The organism is Alteriqipengyuania halimionae, from assembly GCF_009827575.1.
GTDB classification, from domain to species: domain Bacteria; phylum Pseudomonadota; class Alphaproteobacteria; order Sphingomonadales; family Sphingomonadaceae; genus Alteriqipengyuania_A; species Alteriqipengyuania_A halimionae.
This window is the reverse complement of sequence record NZ_WTYR01000001.1, coordinates 2562696-2580627: the sequence shown is the minus strand read 5'-3', so window position 1 is coordinate 2580627 and position 17932 is coordinate 2562696. Positions and strand designations below refer to the sequence as shown.

Sequence of the window (17932 nt, the reverse complement as noted above, 5' to 3'; positions counted from 1 at the left end):
CGGCAACGCGTTCAACGCGAAAGACCCCGCGCAATCAGCGAATTGGCGATCCGCGCGACGTCCGCGACCGAACGGGTTTCGTCCATCACGCCGTATTTGAGGCCCAGGAAAACATTCATCCCCATCATCGCCCAGGCATGCACCTCGTCGATCGGTCCCGCCAGTTTACCCTCGGCTTCGGCCGCCTCGAGACGCTCGAAAATGCGCGACGCGGTGCGTTCGTAATGCTCGCGCCAGGTGTCGGGGGCGACGAATTCCGCCTCGTCGATGATGCGGTAGATTTCCTTGTGGTCACGCGCAAAGCCGAGGAACGCCTCAAGCGCGGCGCCTTCGCGCGCGACCGGCTCTGCGACATCGGTGATCGCCGGAGCGACCGCCTGCTTCACCCGCCCCGACATGTCGCGCACCAGCGCGCGGAACAGCGCATCCTTGCTGTCGAAATAGGTGTAGAACGACCCGAGAGCGACGCCCGCGCGCTTGGTGATCGAGACGATCGAGCTTTCGTGAAAGCCCTTCTCGCCGAATTCCGCTTCGGCAGCATCGAGCAGCGCCCGCTGCGTCTTGCGGCCGCGAGCGGTGCGCGGCGTCTTCGGTTTCGGCACGGTTCGAGCCGTTTCGTCCATCGCAATCCCTCTCCCGCGAACCCGGTTCGCACATAGAACTTGAAACCCGGTTCAACTTTCAGCATAAAGACGGTCGAGCGGTGGTCAAGCCGCCATGATCGAGGGAGAGGATCAATGAATTTTGCCAGCAAGTCGCTGCGCCGTGCCCTGCTGTCCGGGATAGCTTTCGCGCCCATGGCGCTCGTCGCAGCCCCCGCCCATGCGCAGGACGCAAACGAGGACGAACAGGCCTCCGCAGAGGTCGACGAAGTCCCCGAAGGCAACGTGGTGATCGTGACCGCGCGCCGCCGCGAAGAGCAATTGGTCGACGTGCCGATCGCCATCACGGCCTATTCGGCCGAACAGCTCCAGCTTTCGGGCGCGCAGGACATCACCGAAATCAGCCAGACGACGCCGAATGTCACGCTCGAAGCCTCGCGCGGGACCAACTCGACGCTCACCGCCTTCATCCGCGGTGTCGGCCAGCAGGATCCGGTCGCCGGTTTCGAGCAGGGCGTCGGGATCTATCTCGACGACGTCTATCTCAACCGCCCGCAGGCTGCAGTGCTCGACATCTACGATATCGAGCGGATCGAAGTGCTGCGCGGCCCGCAGGGCACGCTTTACGGTCGCAACACGGTCGGCGGCGCGGTAAAATATGTCAGCCGCAAGATCGATGACGAGCTCTCGGTTCGCGGTCGCGTCACCTATGGCGAGTACAACCAGCTCGACGGCGTGGTCTCGATCAGCGGCCCGTTGACCGAAGACGGCACCCTGCGCCTGGGCGCTGCTGCCGCGCGCCTCACCCGCGACGGTTTCGGCACCAATCTCACCACCGGTGAGGACAATTACGACAAGGACATCTGGGCGCTGCGCGTCTCGGGTGAAGTGCACACCGACGGTTACTTCGCACGGCTTTCGGTCGATACGACCGACGACGATTCGAATGCCCGCGGCGGCACCCGCCTGATTCCGGGCCTCGTCAGCGGCGCGCCAGTGCTCGACAATGTCTACGATACCCGCGGCGGGCTGACCGACCCCGAACAGGAAGTCTCCTCGCTCGGCGTGTCGCTGTCGATGGAAGGCTATCTCAACGACACACTCACGCTGCGGTCGATCAGCTCCTATCGCAAGGACGACAGCGATTCGCCGATCGATTTCGACGCACTGCCCGCGGTCGACCTCGACGTACCGGCGATCTACACCAACGACCAGATCAGCCAGGAAATCCAGCTGCTGTACGAAGGCGATCGCCTGACCGCGCTGGGCGGGTTCTATTTCCTCGATGCAAATGCCGTCACCACGTTCGACACGCGCATCTTTACGACCTTCGCCGGGCTGACCGCATTCACCAATGCGAATATCGACACCGAAACCTTCGCCGGCTTCGTCGACCTGACCTACGATCTGACCGAACAGCTCAGCCTGTCGGTCGGCGGTCGCTACACCTGGGACAAGCGCACGGCGCAGATCCTTCGGCAGAACTATCTTGGCGGCGGCTCCCCCGATTTCGGCGGGGCGGGCATCCCCTTCGGCGCTCCGGGGACCGATTTCCGCGGCAGCTCGACTTTCGAGAAATTCACGCCGCGCGCCAATATTGCCTACCAGCCGACCCCGGACATGACGCTCTACGCGTCCTATTCGAAGGGCTTCAAGGGTGGCGGGTTCGATCCGCGCGGTGCCGGCAGCAACGCGCCCGATCTCGATGAGAACGGCACGGTCGAGGAGAGCGAAGTCGCCGACTTCCTGAGCTTCGCGCCCGAAAGCGTCGACAGCTACGAGATCGGCTACAAGGCCGCGCTGATGGACGGCAATCTTAACCTCGCCGTCGCCGCTTTCCGCGCCGACTATACCGACGTCCAGATCCCTGGTTCGGTCGCTTGTACCGTCGGCGGACTGCCGAATTTCTGCGGCATCGTCTCCAACGCAGGCAAGGCACGCTTCCAGGGCTTCGAAGGCGAGTTCAACGCCAATTTCGGGCAAGGCTGGTTCAACGATGGAAGCCGCATGATCGCATCGGGGTCGGTCGGCTATATCGATGCCGAATATCTCGAATACATCACCGATATCGGCGGCGTGCCGACCGACGTTGCCGAGTTCCGCGAAGTGCAGAACACGCCCGAATGGACCGCGAGCGGCACGCTGGCGGCAGAGGCGCCGGTCGGGTCGGGCGATCTCTATGCGGGCGTCACCGTCAGCTATCGCAGCAAGACCTACCAGTTCGAGATTCCCAACCCCTATCTCGACCAGGACGGCTATACGCTGATGGATGCCAGCATCGTCTATCGCGGTGAAGGCAATCGCTGGTCGATCGGCGTCTACGGGAAGAACCTGACCGACAAGCGCTACAAGACCTCGGGCTATACCTTCGTGGCGGCCGATCCGGTCACTGGCGAGATCCCGCTGGGCCCGAACGGCTACCCCGTGCCCACGCTTGGACCGGAAGGCACGCTCACGGCATTCTATGGCGCCCCGCGCCAGGTATTCGTGACGTTGACCTTCGACTACTGATCGACAGACACACGCACAAAAAAGGGGCGGCGCAGCGATGCGTCGCCCCTTTTCGTATCAGTCCGGTTTGTTGTCAGCCTTCGTCGCGGGCGACGCGGAAGCCTGCGAAATCCTGCGTTACCGGCATGATCTCCAGCCGGTTGATATTGAGGTGCGGCGGCAATTCGGCGATCCAGCGGATCGTTGCCGCGATATCCTCGCCCGTCATCGGATTCGTGCCGGCGTAGAACTCGTCGGACTTTTGCTTGCTACCCGTGCGAACGGTAGTGAATTCGGTTTCGACCATGCCCGGCTCGATCGAGGTCACGCGCACCCCTGTGCCGTGCAGATCGGCGCGCAGCGCCAGGGTGAAGTGGTTAGCGAACGCCTTCGACCCGGCATAGACATTGCCGCCCGGATAGACGTAGCTGCCCGCCACCGAGCCGATCGTGACGATCGCGCCCTTGTGCTCCACCAGCCCGGGCAGAAGCTTGCGCGTCAGCCGGACCATGGCAGAGACATTGGTATCGATCATCGTCTGCCAATCGTCGAGATCGGCTTCCTGCGCGGGTGCGAGGCCCTGCGCGAGCCCGGCATTGTTCACCAGCAGGTCGATGCCCGCGAAGTCATCGGGCAGCGCCGCGATCGCAGCATCCATCGCCGCCTCGTCGCGCACGTCGAACACGCAAGGGTGGACCTTGTCCGACCCGAGCTGCTCGACCAGCGTATCGAGGCGTTCCTGGCGGCGACCGGTGGCAACGCAGCGCCAGCCGGCCTCGACCAGCGCCTCTACCGTGGCCTTGCCGATGCCGGCGGTCGCGCCGGTGACGAATGCGGTCTTCATGCTCTCAGCTCCCCGCCCTGCTTGGCGGCCGCAGCGGTGATCGCGTCCGACATCGCCTTGAGTTCGTCCTCGGTGAAGCTCTTCTCACCGGGCTGCAGCGTGACTTCGATCGCCAGCGAGCGCTTTCCTTCGGGCACGCCCGCACCGCGGAAGTCGTCGAAAATCTGCGCATCGACGATGTGCTTCTTGTCTGCGCCTTTCACCGCCCGCAGCAGGTCGGACGCGGGCTTGTCGGCATCGAACAGGAAGGCGAAATCGCGAGTGACCGCCTGGAGCGCGGGCGGCGTATAGGCCGGGCGCGCGAAATCGGATTTCCGACCCTTGGGCAGCGCATCGAGATAGATCTCCACCGCCGCGACCGGACGATCGATATCGAAGCTATCGGTCAGTCGCGGATGGAGCATGCCGAAGCGCGCGAGGACATTCTTCGGCCCCAGCCGCAGCGTGCCCGACTGGCCGGGATGCCATTGCCCCCCAGCCTCGCCCATCACCATCAGATTGTCGACCGGCGCGCCAGCCGCCGCGAGCAGCGCCATTGCTTCGGCCTTGGCATCGTAGGCATCGAAGCCCTGCGCCTTGCCGGTGGCCCAGCCGCGCGGCGTCTTGTCGCCTGCCAGCACCGCGCCCAGCGTCAGCCGCTCGTCGCTCGCGCCGTTCTTACCCCGGCCATAGCGGCGGCCCAGCTCGAACAGGCGCAGCGCGCTCGCACCGCGATCGAGATTGCGCTGCACCGCCATCAGCAGCCCGGGCAACAGCGACGGCCGCATCGTCTTCATGTCTTCCGAAATCGGATTGGCGAGCGACCAGAGCTGCGTCGAATCTTCGGCGAAACGCTCGGCCACGTCGGTCGGCAGGAACGACCAGGTGACCGCCTCGTGCAGCCCTCGCGCGGCAGCGGCGCGGCGCACCTTGCGCTCGAGCTTCTGCTCGGCGATTGCAGTTGGTCGGGCAACGCCATCGGCGCGCGGGAGCGCCACACTCTCGACCTTGTCGAGCCCATGGATGCGGATGACTTCCTCGACCAGGTCCGGCAGGTTGTCGATGTCGTGTCGACGCGGCGGCACCCATACGTCCCATGCACGCTTGTTGGTGCCGACCCGAAAATCGAGCGCTTCGAGGATACGGCGCTGCTCGTCCTCGGCGATATCGATACCGCCCAACGTGCGGGTGAGATCGGGATCGAAGCCGAGCACCTGCCATTCGGTATCGGTCTCGCCCACGCGAACCGCCTCGCTCGGCTCGCCGCCGCAAGACTTCACGATCAGGTCGGTCAACAGGGCCAGGCCGTCGTCGAGGAATTCGGGATCGACTCCGCGCTCGAACCGGGTGCGGGCATCGGTGGCGAGGCCGAGCTTGCGCCCGGTCACCCCGATCGCTTCGGGTTCGAAATAGGCGATTTCGAGCAGCACGTCAGTGGTCCCATCACTCACCGAGCTGTGCTCGCCGCCCATGATCCCGCCGATATCGTGCACGCCCTCATCGTCGGCGATCACGGTCATGCTGTCGTCGAGCGTGTAGGTCTTGCCTTTGAGCGCCTCGACGGTTTCGCCGTCGTTGGCCCTGCGGGCCACCACCGGGCCCGAGAGCTTGGCGAGATCGTAGACATGCGCCGGACGCCCGCAGGCGAGCATCAGGTAATTGGTGCAATCAACCAGCGCCGAAATCGGGCGCTGGCCCGCATCGATCAGCCGCTTCTGCATCCATTCGGGCGAGGCCCCATCGGTCACGCCGCGGATGACGCGGGCGTGGAAGGCGGGACAACCCTCGCTATCCTCGATCCGCACCTCGACCGGGCACGCGCCTTCACCCTCGATCGCTGGCACCTCGACCGGTTTGAACGTGCCGATGCCCGCCGCGGCGAGATCGCGCGCGATGCCCATCACGCCCATGCAATCGGGGCGGTTTGGCGTGATCGCGACATCGAAGATCGGAGACGAGTCGCTGTAATCGGCGAAGCTCTCACCCACCGGCGCATCGCCGGGAAGCTCGATGATCCCGTCATGCTCGTCGCCGAGTTCGAGTTCGCGCACCGAACACATCATGCCGTTCGATTCGACCCCGCGGATCGCGCTCTTGCGCAATTCCATCCCGTTGGCGGGCACGACCGCACCGGGCAGGCCGAGCACGCCTTTCATCCCCGCACGCGCATTGGGTGCGCCGCAGACCACCTGCAACGGATCGCCTTCACCGGTATCGACGGTGAGGACCTGCAGCTTGTCGGCATCGGGGTGTTTCTCGGCCGTCAGCACCTCGGCCACGCGGAAGCCCGCGAGCCGTTCGGCGGGGTCTTCCACCCCTTCGACTTCAAGGCCGATGGCGTTGAGCGTGTCGGCGATTTCGGCGGCACTCGTCTCGGTGTCGAGGTAGTATTTCAGCCATTCGAGCGAGAATTTCATGCCTGTTCTCCCACACCGGCGGAAAGGGTTGGCACGGCCAGCGGATCGAACCCGTAATGGTCGAGCCAGCGCACATCGCCGTCGAAGAAGGCGCGCAGATCGTCCATCCCGTATTTGAGCATGGCGAGGCGATCGACGCCGACGCCGAAGGCGAAGCCCTGCCATTCGGATGCGTCGAGCCCGGCGAATTGGAGCACGCGCGCATTCACCATGCCGCTGCCCAGCAATTCCATCCAGTCATGCCCGTCGTCGTCGCCATTGCCGCCGACCACACGGCGCCCCTTCTCGTTGCGATAGCCGACATCGACCTCCACCGAAGGCTCGGTGAAGGGGAAATAGGACGGGCGCAGGCGCAGCACGATATCCTCGGTTTCGAAGAACGCCTTGAGGAAGGTCTCGAGGGTCCATTTGAGATGGCCGAGATGGATGTCCTTATCGATCACCAGGCCTTCGATCTGGTGGAACATCGGCGTGTGCGTGGCGTCGCTGTCGCTGCGATAGACGCGGCCCGGCGCGATCAGCCGCACCGGCGCGCCGCCTTCGACCATCGAGCGGATCTGCACCGGCGAGGTATGCGTGCGCAGCAGCATCGCGCGCTCTTCAGCATCCTTGTCCGGGAAATAGAACGTATCGTGCATGGCGCGCGCAGGGTGCGTCTCCGCCATGTTGAGCGCGGTGAAATTGTGCCAGTCGTCCTCGATCTCCGGCCCGGTCGCCACCGTGAAGCCGAGATCGGCGAAGATCTCCGCCAGCTCTTCCATCACCCGGCTGACCGGGTGGATCGAGCCCTTGGGCGCGACCGGTGCGGGGAGCGACAAATCGAGCGTTTCGGCGGCCAGCCGAGCTTCGAGCTCGGCATCGTCCAATGCCTGTTTCTTCGCCGCGATCGCATCGGCCACCGCCGCACGGGTGCCCTGGATCTTGGGGCCTTCGACCTTGCGCTCGTCAGGGCTCATCCCGCCCAGCGTCTTGAGCAGGGCCGAAACCCAGCCCTTCTTGCCCAGGGCAGACACACGGATCGCCTCCAGCGCATCGGCATCGGCGGCGGCGTCGATCGACGCCAGCGTTTCGTTCAATTGGGTATCGTCGCTCATGGCGGGCCTCTTAGCGGGACAAGAAAAAAGCGCCACCCCGGCGGGGCAGCGCTTCCTTCGATTTCAAGACATCGATCAATCAGGCCGGAAGCGCATCCTTGGCCTGCTTGATGATGTGCGTAAAGGCGGCGCCCTCGTTCATGGCGAGGTCGGCCATCACCTTGCGGTCGAGCTCGATGCCGGCGAGCTTCACGCCGTGCATGAACTGCGAATAGGTGAGACCTTCGGCGCGGACCGCAGCGTTGATGCGCTGGATCCACAGAGCGCGGAAGCTGCGCTTCTTAACCTTACGGTCGCGATAGGCGTACTGGCCGGCCTTTTCGACGGCCTGGCGCGCAACGCGGATGGTGTTCTTGCGACGACCGCGATAGCCCTTGGCCTGGTCGAGCAGCCGCTTGTGCTTCTGGCGCGTGGTAACGCCACGTTTGATGCGAGGCATAGTATATCCTTCTCTAAAAAAGCGCGGTCAGGCACTCGCCCGACCCGGCTGAATCAATCGAGTCCGTAGGGGGCCCATTTCTTCACCGCGGCCCAATCGGCCTTGGCAAGAACCTTGGTCCCGCGCTGCTGGCGGATATACTTCGCGTTATGGCTGGTCAGGCGGTGGCGCTTACCGGCGACACCGTGCTTGACCTTGCCGGAAGCGGTGAGCTTGAAGCGCTTTTTGACGCCGCTCTTGGTCTTCAGCTTGGGCATTTTCATCTCCTGTCAGAGACACGTTCACACCAGCCCTGGCAGCCCTAACGGCCAGGCCGGCATCCGATTCACGTGTCGGTGAAGGCCGCGCAGATAGCGTTTCGGGCGCGAAATGCAAGTCAGAAGTGGCTGAGATAGCCCCCGTCGACCGCCAGCGTCTGACCGGTGATGTAGCTCGCTTGCGGCGACGCGAGGAAGGCGACCGCGCCAGCGATCTCGTGCGGCTCGCCCCAGCGGCCCAGCGAAGTCCGGCGGGCCAGATGCGCGGCGATCTCCGGATCGGCGACCATCTCCTCATTGGCGTCGGTGGCGAAATAGCCAGGTGCGACCGCATTGGCGGTGATCGCGCTGCCCCCCAGTTCGGCGGCCAGTGCGCGGGTCAGCGCAGCGAGCCCGCCCTTGCTCGCGGTGTAGAGCACATCGCCGCGCGCGATGTCGGCGGCGATCGAGGTGATGTTGACGATCCGTCCGTATCCGCGACGTTCCATCAGCGGCACCGCACGCCGCGCGAGATCGAACGGTGCGACGAGATTGACCGCCAGCAGAGCCGACATGTCGCCACGCTCCAGCTCGGCGAGCGGACGGCGATCGCGCATGCCGACATTGTTGACGAGGATATCGAGCCCGCCTTCATCGGCGAGCCGCGCAAAGGCATCGCGCGTGGCATCGTCATCCGAAATGTCGAAGGGCAGCGGCGTGGCCCGGCTGCCGATTCGCGAAGCGGCATCGCGCAAGGCGTCCGCATCGCGCCCGTTGATCCACACGCTCGCCCCAGCCTGCGCGAGGCGCGCCGCGATCTCGTAGCCCAGCCCACGCGCCGCGCCGGTTACCAGCGCGATTTTCCCGTCCAGTTCGCTGCTCATCTCAGTCTTCGTAGATCATCTTCACCGTCATGCCACCATCGACGTTGAGATGCTGGCCGGTCACGAAGCCCGCGCCGTGGAGATATTCGACCGCTTCGGCGATATCCGCGGTCCGCCCCACGCGTCCCGCAGGGTGTTGCTCGTTATCCTTTGCGCGGTGATCGGGCTCGGTGCGCTCGGCCTGCTTCTGCCACGGTCCGGTTTCGATCCATCCGGGCCGAATCGCGTTGACGCGGATATCGGGGCCGAGCGAGACCGCCATCGCATGGGTCAGCGCGTCGATCCCGCCTTTGGACGCCGCATAGGCAAAGGTATCGGGTTCGCTCATCACCGCGCGGGTGGAAGAGATATTGACGATGCTCGCGCTCTCGCCACGCCGCAGCAGCGGGACGGCGGAGCGGCTGACGAGGAAAGCGGCGGTCAGGCTCGCATCGATCCAGCGCTGCCAATCGGCGAGCGCGAGGTCTTCCAGTGGACCGCAATAGGGATCGGCGATGGCCGCATTGTTGACCAGCAGGTCGAGCGGATCGTCGCCCAGCCAATCGCTCAGTTCGTCGAACGCGTCGCAAACCGCCGTCTCGTTACCGACATCGGCCTCGACCAACAGCGCTTCGCCTTCGCGCAGCGCGCCGCGCAATTCTCCGAGCGCCTCTCCATCCGTATCGAACCCGGCAACGCGCCAGCCCTTCCCATGAAAATGCATGACGGTGGCGCGGCCAATGCCGTTGCCTGCTCCGGTGACGAGAATGGTCTTGTGTTCGCTCATTCCGAACCAACGCGGCACGTGGCTCAGCGGTTTCGCAAAAAGAAAGGGGCGCCCTTGGGAAAAGGCGCCCCTACGTGGTCTGAAAAATCAGATGCGGGATCAGAACCGGACGCCGAATGCCGCTCCGATATGGGTGCGCTGGAAATCGAAGCCGTAAATGTCCTGGTTCTCGCCCGAGCCGATTTCGATCCGGCCGTACATGTTGCGGCCGAAGCCCTGTTCATAGCCGACCGCGATCTGGAAGCCGCCGCCGCTCTCGCTTTCGTTCACGGCAATCGCTCCGAGCACCGGATCGTCGATTATCCCTTCGACGTCGATCGTCTGCTGCGAATAGGCGAGCTTCCCATAGACCTGGCTGGTGGGCCCAAGCGCAAAGCCGGCATGCAAGCCCGCCGCGAGATAGCCGTCGCTCGATACGCACAGGTCGAAATCGCATTCCTCCACGCTCGACGCTTCGTAGCTGACGAACGGACCGACCACGACGCTGTCGCTGACCGCAACGTCGTAGCCGATCTCGCCGCCGAAGCCGACGCCCGAGCCGAGTTCGTAATTGATCAGCGCCGCTTCATCCGGATCGTTGATGCGTTCCCACAGGACGCGGCCTTCGATGCGTAGGCCATCGCGCGCGGTGACGACCGGTTCGTCGTCGTAATATTCGTCGGCATCCTGCGCGTGCGCGGGGAGCGGAAGCAAGGCGACACCGGTCGCCGCCAGCAGCAATTTCTTCATGAGCTTACCCTCTGTTCCAAGACCGCCGATAAGCGGACTTGAAAGCTTTAGGGCGAGAAATCTGAACGAAACAGATATGAGATCGAGGAACGTATCGCCTCAATGGTCGTGCGCGTGCGGTGCCATCTTTTCCAGCACGTCTTCGAGCCGCGCCGGGTCGCCGAGCGCGAGCATGGTGCCATCGCTATCGGCATCAAGCGGATTGCCCTGCCAGTCGCTGACCGTGCCGCCCGCGCCTTCGACCACCGGCACCAGCGCGGCGTAATCGTAAACCGCCAGCCCGGCCTCGCAGACCACGTCGATGTGGCCGCTGGCGAGCAGGCCGTAATTGTAGCAATCGCCGCCATAGACGATCGTGCCCTGCCGCTCGTTGCCGCCAACCGCGGCGGCGAGCTGCATGTAGGCTTCGGCGGTGTCGGGGGTGAAGTAATGCGGGCTGCTGGTGGCGAGCACCGCGTCGTCAAGCGATTTGCAGGCGCGCGTGCGCACTGGCGCGCCGTTGAAGGTCGTCGCCTCGCCGATTCGTGCCGCCCAGCGCTCCCTGGCGATCGGCTGGTCGATGATGCCGAGCACCGGCCAACCATCCTGCAACAGCGCGATCAGCGTACCGAAGATCGGCCGCCCGGCCATGAAGCTGATCGTCCCGTCGATCGGATCGAGCACCCAGCGCCGCCCGGCACTCTCGTTCGAAAGCCCGTACTCCTCACCATGGATCCCGTCATCAGGCCGCTCGGCCTCCAGAATGGACCGAATCGCGGCTTCGGCGGCCTTGTCGGCCTCGGTGACGGGCGATTTGTCGGCTTTGCGCTCGCTCGACCAATCGCCGCGAAACAGTGGGCGGATGGCTTCACCCGCAGCATCGGCAAGACCGTGCGCCAGTTTCAGGTCATCGGCGGGCGACACGTCAGTCGAACAGGCTCGAGACCGAGCTTTCGTCGGCGATGCGGCGGACGGCTTCGCCAATCAGCGGGGCGATGGTCAGGTAGCGGATGCGCTTGCTGTCATTGGCCGGATCGGTCGCGCGGATGGTGTCGGTGACGACCAGTTCGGTGAGCGAGCTCTTGTCGACTCGCGCTACCGCGCCGCCCGAGAGCACGCCGTGGGTGATGTAGGCGGCGACCGACTTCGCGCCCTTTTCGAGCAGCGCTTCGGCGGCGTTGCACAGCGTGCCACCCGAATCGATGATGTCGTCGATCAGGATGCAGTGGCGATCCTTCACGTCGCCAATGATGTTCATCACTTCGCTTTCACCCGGGCGGTCGCGGCGCTTGTCGACGATTGCCAGCGGAGCGTTGTCGAGCCGCTTGGCCAGGGCGCGCGCGCGAACCACGCCGCCCACATCGGGCGAGACCACCATCAGGTCCTGGTCGCCGTAGCGGGCTTGGATGTCCGCTGCCATCACCGGCGCAGCGTAGAGGTTGTCGGTCGGGATATCGAAGAAGCCCTGGATCTGGCCGGCGTGAAGATCGACCGACAGCACACGATCGGCGCCCGCTTCGGTGATCAGGTTTGCCACCAATTTGGCCGAGATCGGCGTGCGCGGCCCCGGTTTGCGATCCTGCCGGGCATAGCCGAAATAGGGGATCACGGCGGTGATCCGGCGCGCCGATGCGCGGCGCAGCGCGTCGATGCAGATCAGCAATTCCATGAGGTTGTCGTTCGCCGGATAGCTGGTCGATTGCAGCACGAACACGTCTTCGCCGCGCACGTTCTCGTGGATCTCGACGAAGATTTCCTCGTCGGCAAAACGGCGGACTGACGCATCGGTCAGCGGCATTTCGAGATAGCCCGCAATCGCCCGCGCCAGCGGCAGGTTCGAATTGGCCGACATGATTTTCATGGATGCTGTTCCCGTATTTGCGCCGCGATTCGTGCAACGCGCTCTAGCCGAGAGGGTCGTGAGCGGACAACGCGCTCCGCCCCCTTTTACCCCGTACGGTGTTCGCCGCGAATCCAGCGGACCGTGCCGCTGCTGGCGCGCATGACGACGCTTTCGGTCGTCATCTTGCCGCCGCGCAGGCGCTTCACGCCGTCGAGCAGCGATCCGTCGGTGACGCCGGTGGCGGCGAAGATGCAATCGCCCTTGGCGAGGTCTTCGAGCTTGTAGATCTTGTCGAAATCCTCGTCGGCGATGCCCCATTTGCGCGCGCGCGACTTCTCGTCGTCGTTGCGGAACACGAGACGACCGTTGAACTGGCCGCCGACGCAGCGCAGTGCGGCCGCGGCGAGCACGCCTTCGGGTGCCCCGCCCTGTCCCATGTAGAGATCGATCGTGGTGTCGGGATCGGTCACCGCGATCACGCCCGCTACATCGCCGTCGCCGATCAGGACCACGCCGCAGCCGAGGCTGCGCAATTCGGAAATGATCTCGGCATGGCGGTCGCGATCGAGCACGCAGACCACGATCTCGGACGGATCGACTCCCTTGGCCTCGGCCACCGCCTTGACGTTTTCGGTCGGCGACTTGGCGAGGTCGATGACGCCGTCGGGATAGCCGGGGCCGACCGCGAGCTTGTCCATATAGGTGTCGGGCGCGTTCAGCAGGCAGCCCTTTTCCGCCGCCGCCAGAACGGCCAGCGCATTGGGTCCGGCCTTTGCGGTGATCGTGGTGCCTTCGAGCGGATCGAGCGCGATGTCGATCTTGGGGCCCCCCTTGCCATTTCCATCTTCGGGAGCTCCGCCGACCTTCTCGCCGATATACAGCATCGGGGCCTCGTCGCGCTCGCCTTCGCCGATTACCACGGTGCCATCCATGTAGAGCTCGTCGAATGCCTGCCGCATCGCTTCTACGGCGGCTGCATCGGCGGCCTTCTCGTCACCGCGGCCGACCAGTTTCGAGGCGGCGACGGCGGCAGCTTCGGTCACGCGCACCATTTCGAGAACCAGCACGCGGTCGAGCACCTTGCTCGGCGTCAGGGCTTGGGGTTGGGCAGACATGTTCACTCCCTATTCAGCCCGAAAACATCCAAAAGGCCGGGGCTGTTAGCCCGCGCGCTTAGAGAGGGGCACACAATTTGTCGAGATTAGCCGTGCTGCTTGCCGCAACGGTCCTCCCATTCGCGTCGCCGGCTCTTGCCCAGGGCACGGATGGGGACGTCGATGAAACGGCGCCCTCGGAGGAGCCGCAGGCTGAGCCCGTTACTGCCGACACCATCATCGACGACAGCGAGCCTGTGGTCGGCCCACCGCTTCCGCCCGAATGCGAACCCGATCCACTGCAGAACAGGGTCGTCATCTGCGCTCCGCGCGACAATGCGAAGTTCCGGATTCAGGACGGCCCCGACTGGCGGACGGTGGACATGAAGGGCGACACCCCCCGGGCCCCGGACACGTTCGGCATTCCCAATCACGGCATGGTTGTCGCCCGGGGGTGTTTCATCCCGCCGTGTCCGCCCGAACAGCCGATCATCATCGATCTCGATGCGATTCCCGAAGCGCCCCCAGGCTCGGATGCCGATCGCGTTGCGCGAGGGCTGGCCCCGCGCGGGTATGACGGCGGCAGCGGCATGCCCGATCCCGAGCCGATCGAAGACGCACCGCCGGACGAGTAAGGTCGGTGCGCGTCAGCGCGTACGATTGCACGGGCCCAGCTCGTCGATGACGAAGCGATAGTCCTCCGCCGCCTTTTGCGAAGCCTCGCGATTGCCCGACAGGTCCGCCCCGCGCGGAAGGCTGGCGGGAAGCGCGCAAGCGAGGCGATACCAGGCGAGCGTGTCGCGCCGCGGCGGGTTGTTCACATCCGCCACCAACTCGTTGAACGACACGCCCCAGCGGGTCGGCTGGCCCGGCCTGCGCCGCACGGTGATGGCCGCCGGAGCGCCTCCCGCTTCGAGGAATATCTGCGTCTCGCCCTCGCCTGCCAGATTGCCAGGGACATGGATCGATTCGCGCACGCCCGTGATCCCAGGCGGAGCGTTTTCGGAAGCGAGTTCCTGCAATACGGCAATTACTGCCGGGACCAGCATCGGGTCGGCCGCGGGGAATTGCGCGTCGGGCGCGACGAGCTGCAACTCGCCCGGCCGCTGCGGAACGGGACGTGCGAACAGCAATTGGCTGGTCTTCTCGAGCCGCGGAGGCTTGCCTTTGGCATCGCGCGGCAGATCGACGAGATACTTCACCTGCGCCCCGATCGGGGCGCGCGAGCCGAGCAGGCGGACCGTATCCGCCTCGACATAGAGGCGGACCATTCCCGGTGCGACGCCCGGAGCGCGCTCGGGTTCGAGCGCGATCGCACGGGTGGGCTGCACCTCGATCACGATCGGCGACGATTCGGCGAGCCCAACGAGGTCGGGGTAGGTCAGCCCGGTGCGAGCGGGCGCTTCCTGCGCCGGCGCCGCGGCTGCGAAGGGCACCCCCGAACACGCCGAAGCGAGCAGCAGAAAACCAGGGATAAGCGCGTGTTTCATGGTGTTTGACCGTCCTTTTTGGATGCGCAATAATCGTTACGCGACCCTGCCGATGCAAGACAGGATAGAACGTTGCGCGTGTGAATCGCGAGTTAACACGAAAGCGTTGCGCCGCCACCATCCAACAGCTAGAGGCCCGTATATGCAGGCCGTGGGAGCGGTCGTGGCACAGCAGTGCCGCTCGTGGGGACGGGAGCTCGCCGGGAACCTTTTGGGGGACTCGATGCGTTCGTTTTTCCAGAGTGGTCGAAAATTAACCAAGGAGCACCGCCTTCCCACTCGGGATATCGGTGCCCCCGACCCGGCTCCCCCGCCGGGCCAGACGTTAGGAGTGATGCGGCTGAATGGCTTACGCTGATCAACAGATGAGCGGTAACAAGGTGACCGCTTTCATCATCGTTGCGATCATCCACCTGATCATCGGCTACGGGCTGATTTCGGGTCTCGCCGCGGAAGCGTTCGAGAAGGTGGCTGAACGCGTTACGACCGTGGACATTGAAGAACCGCCCGAGCCGGAAGAGACTCCTCCTCCGCCGCCGCCCGAGCCGCAGCAGGAAGTGTCTCCGCCGCCGGCTTACGTTCCGCCGGCGCCGGTCAACGTCAACCCGAATCCTCCGCCGATCCCCACCACGCGGATTCCGCCCCCCCAGTCGCCGACGGTGTTCAAGATTCCGCCGCCCGCGCCGACCGTGGCACCGCCCCCGCCTCCGGCACCGCCGCCCCCGCCTTCGCAGGCTCGTTCGGCGTCGGCCCAGAACCAGGGACGTTGGGCTCGCCAGATTCAGGATCGTTATCCCAGCCGTGCGATCCGCGAAGAACGTGAAGGCGTCGTCGGTATGCGCATCACGATCGGTACGAACGGGCGAGTCAGCAATTGCTCGGTCACCCGCTCGAGCGGAAGCAGCGATCTCGACAGCGCTGCTTGCAGCGGGATGGAACGGTACGCCAGGTTCAACCCGGCTCTCAACGATGCCGGCAATCCCGTTACCGATACGATGAGCTACTCCTTCGAGTACGTTTTGCGTTAACGTATTTAAAATAGGCGGTTATCTGCCAACACAGCTATGAATGAACTTTCGAAGAGGACCTAACCCATGTTGTTTGAAATCCTGACCGTCGCGGCGGATGCCGAAGCCAAGAAGAACGCTTTCGGTTTCTGGGAAGCGCTCGAACAGGGCGGCGCCGTCGCCTATGCTACCGTCATCATCCTGGCCATCATGAGCTTCGGCTCGTTCTTCATCCTGTTCACCAAGTGGTTCGAACAGCGCAAGATCATGAGCCAGCACAAGAAGATGCGCGGCAATTTCTGGCGTGCGAACAGCCTCAAGGAAGGCGCCACCAAGCTCGAGAAAGACTCGGCCTGGCGCCAGATCGTCGACGACGGCATCGTCGCCGAAGAGCAGCACGCCAAGATGGGCGACAGCCTCGAAGCGCATGACTGGCTGCACGGCTCGCTCGCGCGTTCGGAAGACACGATCAACGCCAAGCTCGCTTCGGGTCTGTCGTTCCTGGCCACCGTCGGTGCGACCGCACCGTTCATCGGTCTGTTCGGTACGGTTGTCGGTATCTACCGCGCCCTGATCAACATCGGCATCGCCGGTTCGGCCTCGATCGACAAGGTCGCCGGCCCGGTCGGTGAAGCCCTGATCATGACCGCGCTCGGCCTGCTCGTCGCCGTTCCGGCGGTGCTCGCCTACAACTACCTGCAGGCGCGCAACAAGCGGATCGCCGAGACGCTGCATGGCTTCTCGACCGACGTGCTTGCCTACATCTCGTCGGACGGCAAGGTGAAGCCGGTCGTCGCCACCGCGGCGCCCGCCAAGACCACGACGACGGCGGCCAAGCCCGCCCCGGCGAAGGTCGGTGCCCCGGGCACCAGCACCACCACCCCGCCGACCAAGAAGTAATCGGGATTACGGGGCGGCGCACGATACCGTGCACCGCCCCTTCCCAACCGCAACGACCAACACGCTAGACAGGATTTAGGTCATGGCAATTTCTTCGGGCGGAGGCGGCGCAGAAACGCCGATGTCGGACATCAACACCACGCCCCTCGTGGACGTGATGCTGGTGCTCCTCATCATCTTCCTTATCGCCGTTCCAGTGGCGATCCAGCAGATCGAGAACCTCCGCATTCCGATCATCGAAACCACCGAATCGGATGACAAGGTGGAGAACCTGCTGCTCACGGTCACGACGACCGACCAGAACGGGCTGAGCGCGGGCCAACCGGGCTATGGCGGCGCGAGCAGGGGCGGCGAGTGCCGGATCTATTTCAACAACGTCACGCCGGTCGATTCCACCGAACTGCAGCAGCGGGCGAGCGACTATCTGCTCAATCTCATCGAGCGAGCCGGTGGTGAAGACGTGCTGATGGAAAACCCGGACATGATTCCGCAGGTCCACATCCGCGCCGACCAGGAAGCCCCGTGGCGCTGCGTCGCCGGTGCGATCTACGGTGTGCAGGTTTCCGGCTACCCGATCGTCGCTTTCATCTCGAACCCGGTCGAACCGGGCATCTGAGCCCCCTCCTGATCCCAAGGGGATCGGGAAAACCAAGGAGAACACCTCATGGCAATGTCCGGCGGCAAAGACGACGGCTCCCCCATGATGGAAATGAACACGACGCCGCTGATCGACGTCATGCTCGTGTTGCTCATCATGTTCATCATCACCATCCCGGTGGCCACCCACGCGGTCAATATCGACCTTCCGGTCCCGTCCGACGCGGATCCGACCGATGTCGATCCGATCAAGAACAAGGTCGTCCTCACCGAAGACGGCCGGATCATGTGGAACGGCGAACAGAAAACCGACGGCGAACTGCTCGGCCTGTTGCAGGCCTCGCTCGATTACCAGGTCGAGCCGGAACTGCAGTTCGAACCGATGGCGAATGCGTCCTACGACCTTTCGGCCAAGGTGCTCGACATCATCAAAGGGTCGGGCGTCACGAAGTTCGGTTTCGTCGGCAACGAACAATATGCCGGGTTCGGTAAGACCGACATCCAGCCTTTCGATGTGAATGCCAGCAACTAGGCGGTTTCAT

The 17932-nt window shown here is 64.4% G+C and carries 19 protein-coding genes; 6 read left to right on the top strand and 13 right to left on the bottom strand.

The window, feature by feature from the left end; genetic code table 11:
* Window positions 1-11 precede the first annotated feature (11 nt).
* The gene (locus tag GRI68_RS12445; protein WP_160617574.1) at window positions 12-623 is read right to left on the bottom strand and encodes a TetR/AcrR family transcriptional regulator; all 612 of its coding nucleotides are present in this window, start codon (window positions 621-623) and stop codon (window positions 12-14) included.
* Window positions 624-737: 114 nt separating this feature from the next.
* On the opposite strand from GRI68_RS12445, the gene GRI68_RS12440 reads away from it, so the two are divergent.
* Window positions 738-3113 (top strand): TonB-dependent receptor, encoded by a 2376-nt coding sequence (locus GRI68_RS12440; RefSeq protein WP_160617573.1) that lies wholly within the window; start codon window positions 738-740, stop codon window positions 3111-3113.
* A gap of 73 nt (window positions 3114-3186) precedes the next feature.
* Here GRI68_RS12440 and GRI68_RS12435 read toward each other — a convergent pair whose 3' ends face one another.
* From GRI68_RS12435 to glpX, 11 genes are all read right to left on the bottom strand, one after another.
* Window positions 3187-3936: an SDR family NAD(P)-dependent oxidoreductase gene (locus GRI68_RS12435; protein ID WP_160617572.1), complete on the bottom strand. Its 750-nt coding sequence runs from the start codon at window positions 3934-3936 to the stop codon at window positions 3187-3189.
* Complete coding sequence (gene pheT, locus GRI68_RS12430; RefSeq protein WP_160617571.1) at window positions 3933-6332, bottom strand: phenylalanine--tRNA ligase subunit beta; 2400 nt, start codon at window positions 6330-6332, stop codon at window positions 3933-3935. Before pheT ends, GRI68_RS12435 begins: the two co-directional genes overlap by 4 nt.
* Window positions 6329-7426, bottom strand: a complete 1098-nt coding sequence (gene pheS, locus GRI68_RS12425) for a phenylalanine--tRNA ligase subunit alpha (RefSeq protein ID WP_160617570.1) — start codon at window positions 7424-7426, stop codon at window positions 6329-6331. The genes pheT and pheS overlap by 4 nt, the downstream gene beginning before the upstream one ends.
* Before the next feature lie 79 nt (window positions 7427-7505).
* Window positions 7506-7865 (bottom strand): 50S ribosomal protein L20, encoded by a 360-nt coding sequence (gene rplT / locus GRI68_RS12420; protein ID WP_160617569.1) that lies wholly within the window; start codon window positions 7863-7865, stop codon window positions 7506-7508.
* A 53-nt stretch (window positions 7866-7918) separates the two neighbouring features.
* Window positions 7919-8122, bottom strand: a complete 204-nt coding sequence (rpmI, locus tag GRI68_RS12415) for a 50S ribosomal protein L35 (protein ID WP_160617568.1) — start codon at window positions 8120-8122, stop codon at window positions 7919-7921.
* A 119-nt stretch (window positions 8123-8241) separates the two neighbouring features.
* Entirely contained in the window at window positions 8242-8985 is a 744-nt protein-coding gene (locus GRI68_RS12410) for an SDR family oxidoreductase (RefSeq protein WP_160617567.1), read from the bottom strand.
* A 1-nt stretch (window position 8986) separates the two neighbouring features.
* Window positions 8987-9751 carry an SDR family NAD(P)-dependent oxidoreductase gene (locus GRI68_RS12405; protein ID WP_160617566.1) on the bottom strand — a complete coding sequence of 255 codons (765 nt, stop codon included), beginning with the start codon at window positions 9749-9751 and terminating at the stop codon, window positions 8987-8989.
* 99 nt (window positions 9752-9850) lie between these two features.
* Complete coding sequence (locus GRI68_RS12400; RefSeq protein WP_160617565.1) at window positions 9851-10480, bottom strand: outer membrane beta-barrel protein; 630 nt, start codon at window positions 10478-10480, stop codon at window positions 9851-9853.
* Between the two features lie 99 nt (window positions 10481-10579).
* Entirely contained in the window at window positions 10580-11383 is an 804-nt protein-coding gene (locus GRI68_RS12395) for an inositol monophosphatase family protein (RefSeq protein ID WP_160617564.1), read from the bottom strand.
* Between the two features lies 1 nt (window position 11384).
* Complete coding sequence (locus GRI68_RS12390) at window positions 11385-12320, bottom strand: ribose-phosphate pyrophosphokinase (protein WP_160617563.1); 936 nt, start codon at window positions 12318-12320, stop codon at window positions 11385-11387.
* A gap of 86 nt (window positions 12321-12406) precedes the next feature.
* Complete coding sequence (gene glpX / locus GRI68_RS12385) at window positions 12407-13417, bottom strand: class II fructose-bisphosphatase (RefSeq protein ID WP_160617562.1); 1011 nt, start codon at window positions 13415-13417, stop codon at window positions 12407-12409.
* Window positions 13418-13494: 77 nt separating this feature from the next.
* Here glpX and GRI68_RS13680 point away from each other — a divergent pair, with 77 nt between their 5' ends.
* Window positions 13495-14031, top strand: a complete 537-nt coding sequence (locus tag GRI68_RS13680) for a hypothetical protein (RefSeq protein ID WP_199799760.1) — start codon at window positions 13495-13497, stop codon at window positions 14029-14031.
* A gap of 12 nt (window positions 14032-14043) precedes the next feature.
* On the opposite strand, the gene GRI68_RS12375 is transcribed toward GRI68_RS13680, so the two are convergent.
* Window positions 14044-14886 carry a hypothetical protein gene (locus tag GRI68_RS12375; RefSeq protein ID WP_160617561.1) on the bottom strand — a complete coding sequence of 281 codons (843 nt, stop codon included), beginning with the start codon at window positions 14884-14886 and terminating at the stop codon, window positions 14044-14046.
* A 344-nt stretch (window positions 14887-15230) separates the two neighbouring features.
* Between GRI68_RS12375 and GRI68_RS12370 the strand changes: the two genes are divergently transcribed.
* The 4 genes from GRI68_RS12370 to GRI68_RS12355 all read left to right on the top strand — a co-directional run bounded on the left by GRI68_RS12370 (window position 15231) and on the right by GRI68_RS12355 (window position 17922).
* Window positions 15231-15914, top strand: coding sequence for an energy transducer TonB (locus GRI68_RS12370; RefSeq protein ID WP_160617560.1), 684 nt, complete (start codon window positions 15231-15233; stop codon window positions 15912-15914).
* Between the two features lie 66 nt (window positions 15915-15980).
* A complete protein-coding gene (locus tag GRI68_RS12365) occupies window positions 15981-16793 on the top strand; it encodes a MotA/TolQ/ExbB proton channel family protein (protein WP_160617559.1) in 813 nt (270 codons plus the stop codon).
* 82 nt (window positions 16794-16875) lie between these two features.
* Entirely contained in the window at window positions 16876-17409 is a 534-nt protein-coding gene (locus tag GRI68_RS12360) for an ExbD/TolR family protein (protein ID WP_199799759.1), read from the top strand.
* 48 nt (window positions 17410-17457) lie between these two features.
* Window positions 17458-17922 (top strand): ExbD/TolR family protein, encoded by a 465-nt coding sequence (locus GRI68_RS12355; RefSeq protein ID WP_160617558.1) that lies wholly within the window; start codon window positions 17458-17460, stop codon window positions 17920-17922.
* Window positions 17923-17932: the final 10 nt, after the last annotated feature.

What these genes read in the sequence shown, in the direction of transcription:
- GRI68_RS12375 (WP_160617561.1), bottom strand. Translation starts at nt 14,886, where the DNA reads ATGAAACACGCGCTTATCCCTGGTTTTCTGCTGCTCGCTTCGGCGTGT.
- GRI68_RS12360 (WP_199799759.1), top strand. Translation starts at nt 16,876, where the DNA reads ATGGCAATTTCTTCGGGCGGAGGCGGCGCAGAAACGCCGATGTCGGAC.
- GRI68_RS12400 (WP_160617565.1), bottom strand. Translation starts at nt 10,480, where the DNA reads ATGAAGAAATTGCTGCTGGCGGCGACCGGTGTCGCCTTGCTTCCGCTC.
- pheS (WP_160617570.1), bottom strand. Translation starts at nt 7,426, where the DNA reads ATGAGCGACGATACCCAATTGAACGAAACGCTGGCGTCGATCGACGCC.
- rplT (WP_160617569.1), bottom strand. Translation starts at nt 7,865, where the DNA reads ATGCCTCGCATCAAACGTGGCGTTACCACGCGCCAGAAGCACAAGCGG.
- GRI68_RS12390 (WP_160617563.1), bottom strand. Translation starts at nt 12,320, where the DNA reads ATGAAAATCATGTCGGCCAATTCGAACCTGCCGCTGGCGCGGGCGATT.
- glpX (WP_160617562.1), bottom strand. Translation starts at nt 13,417, where the DNA reads ATGTCTGCCCAACCCCAAGCCCTGACGCCGAGCAAGGTGCTCGACCGC.
- GRI68_RS12410 (WP_160617567.1), bottom strand. Translation starts at nt 8,985, where the DNA reads ATGAGCAGCGAACTGGACGGGAAAATCGCGCTGGTAACCGGCGCGGCG.
- GRI68_RS12370 (WP_160617560.1), top strand. Translation starts at nt 15,231, where the DNA reads ATGGCTTACGCTGATCAACAGATGAGCGGTAACAAGGTGACCGCTTTC.
- GRI68_RS12445 (WP_160617574.1), bottom strand. Translation starts at nt 623, where the DNA reads ATGGACGAAACGGCTCGAACCGTGCCGAAACCGAAGACGCCGCGCACC.
- pheT (WP_160617571.1), bottom strand. Translation starts at nt 6,332, where the DNA reads ATGAAATTCTCGCTCGAATGGCTGAAATACTACCTCGACACCGAGACG.
- GRI68_RS12365 (WP_160617559.1), top strand. Translation starts at nt 15,981, where the DNA reads ATGTTGTTTGAAATCCTGACCGTCGCGGCGGATGCCGAAGCCAAGAAG.
- GRI68_RS12440 (WP_160617573.1), top strand. Translation starts at nt 738, where the DNA reads ATGAATTTTGCCAGCAAGTCGCTGCGCCGTGCCCTGCTGTCCGGGATA.
- rpmI (WP_160617568.1), bottom strand. Translation starts at nt 8,122, where the DNA reads ATGCCCAAGCTGAAGACCAAGAGCGGCGTCAAAAAGCGCTTCAAGCTC.
- GRI68_RS12355 (WP_160617558.1), top strand. Translation starts at nt 17,458, where the DNA reads ATGGCAATGTCCGGCGGCAAAGACGACGGCTCCCCCATGATGGAAATG.
- GRI68_RS12435 (WP_160617572.1), bottom strand. Translation starts at nt 3,936, where the DNA reads ATGAAGACCGCATTCGTCACCGGCGCGACCGCCGGCATCGGCAAGGCC.
- GRI68_RS12405 (WP_160617566.1), bottom strand. Translation starts at nt 9,751, where the DNA reads ATGAGCGAACACAAGACCATTCTCGTCACCGGAGCAGGCAACGGCATT.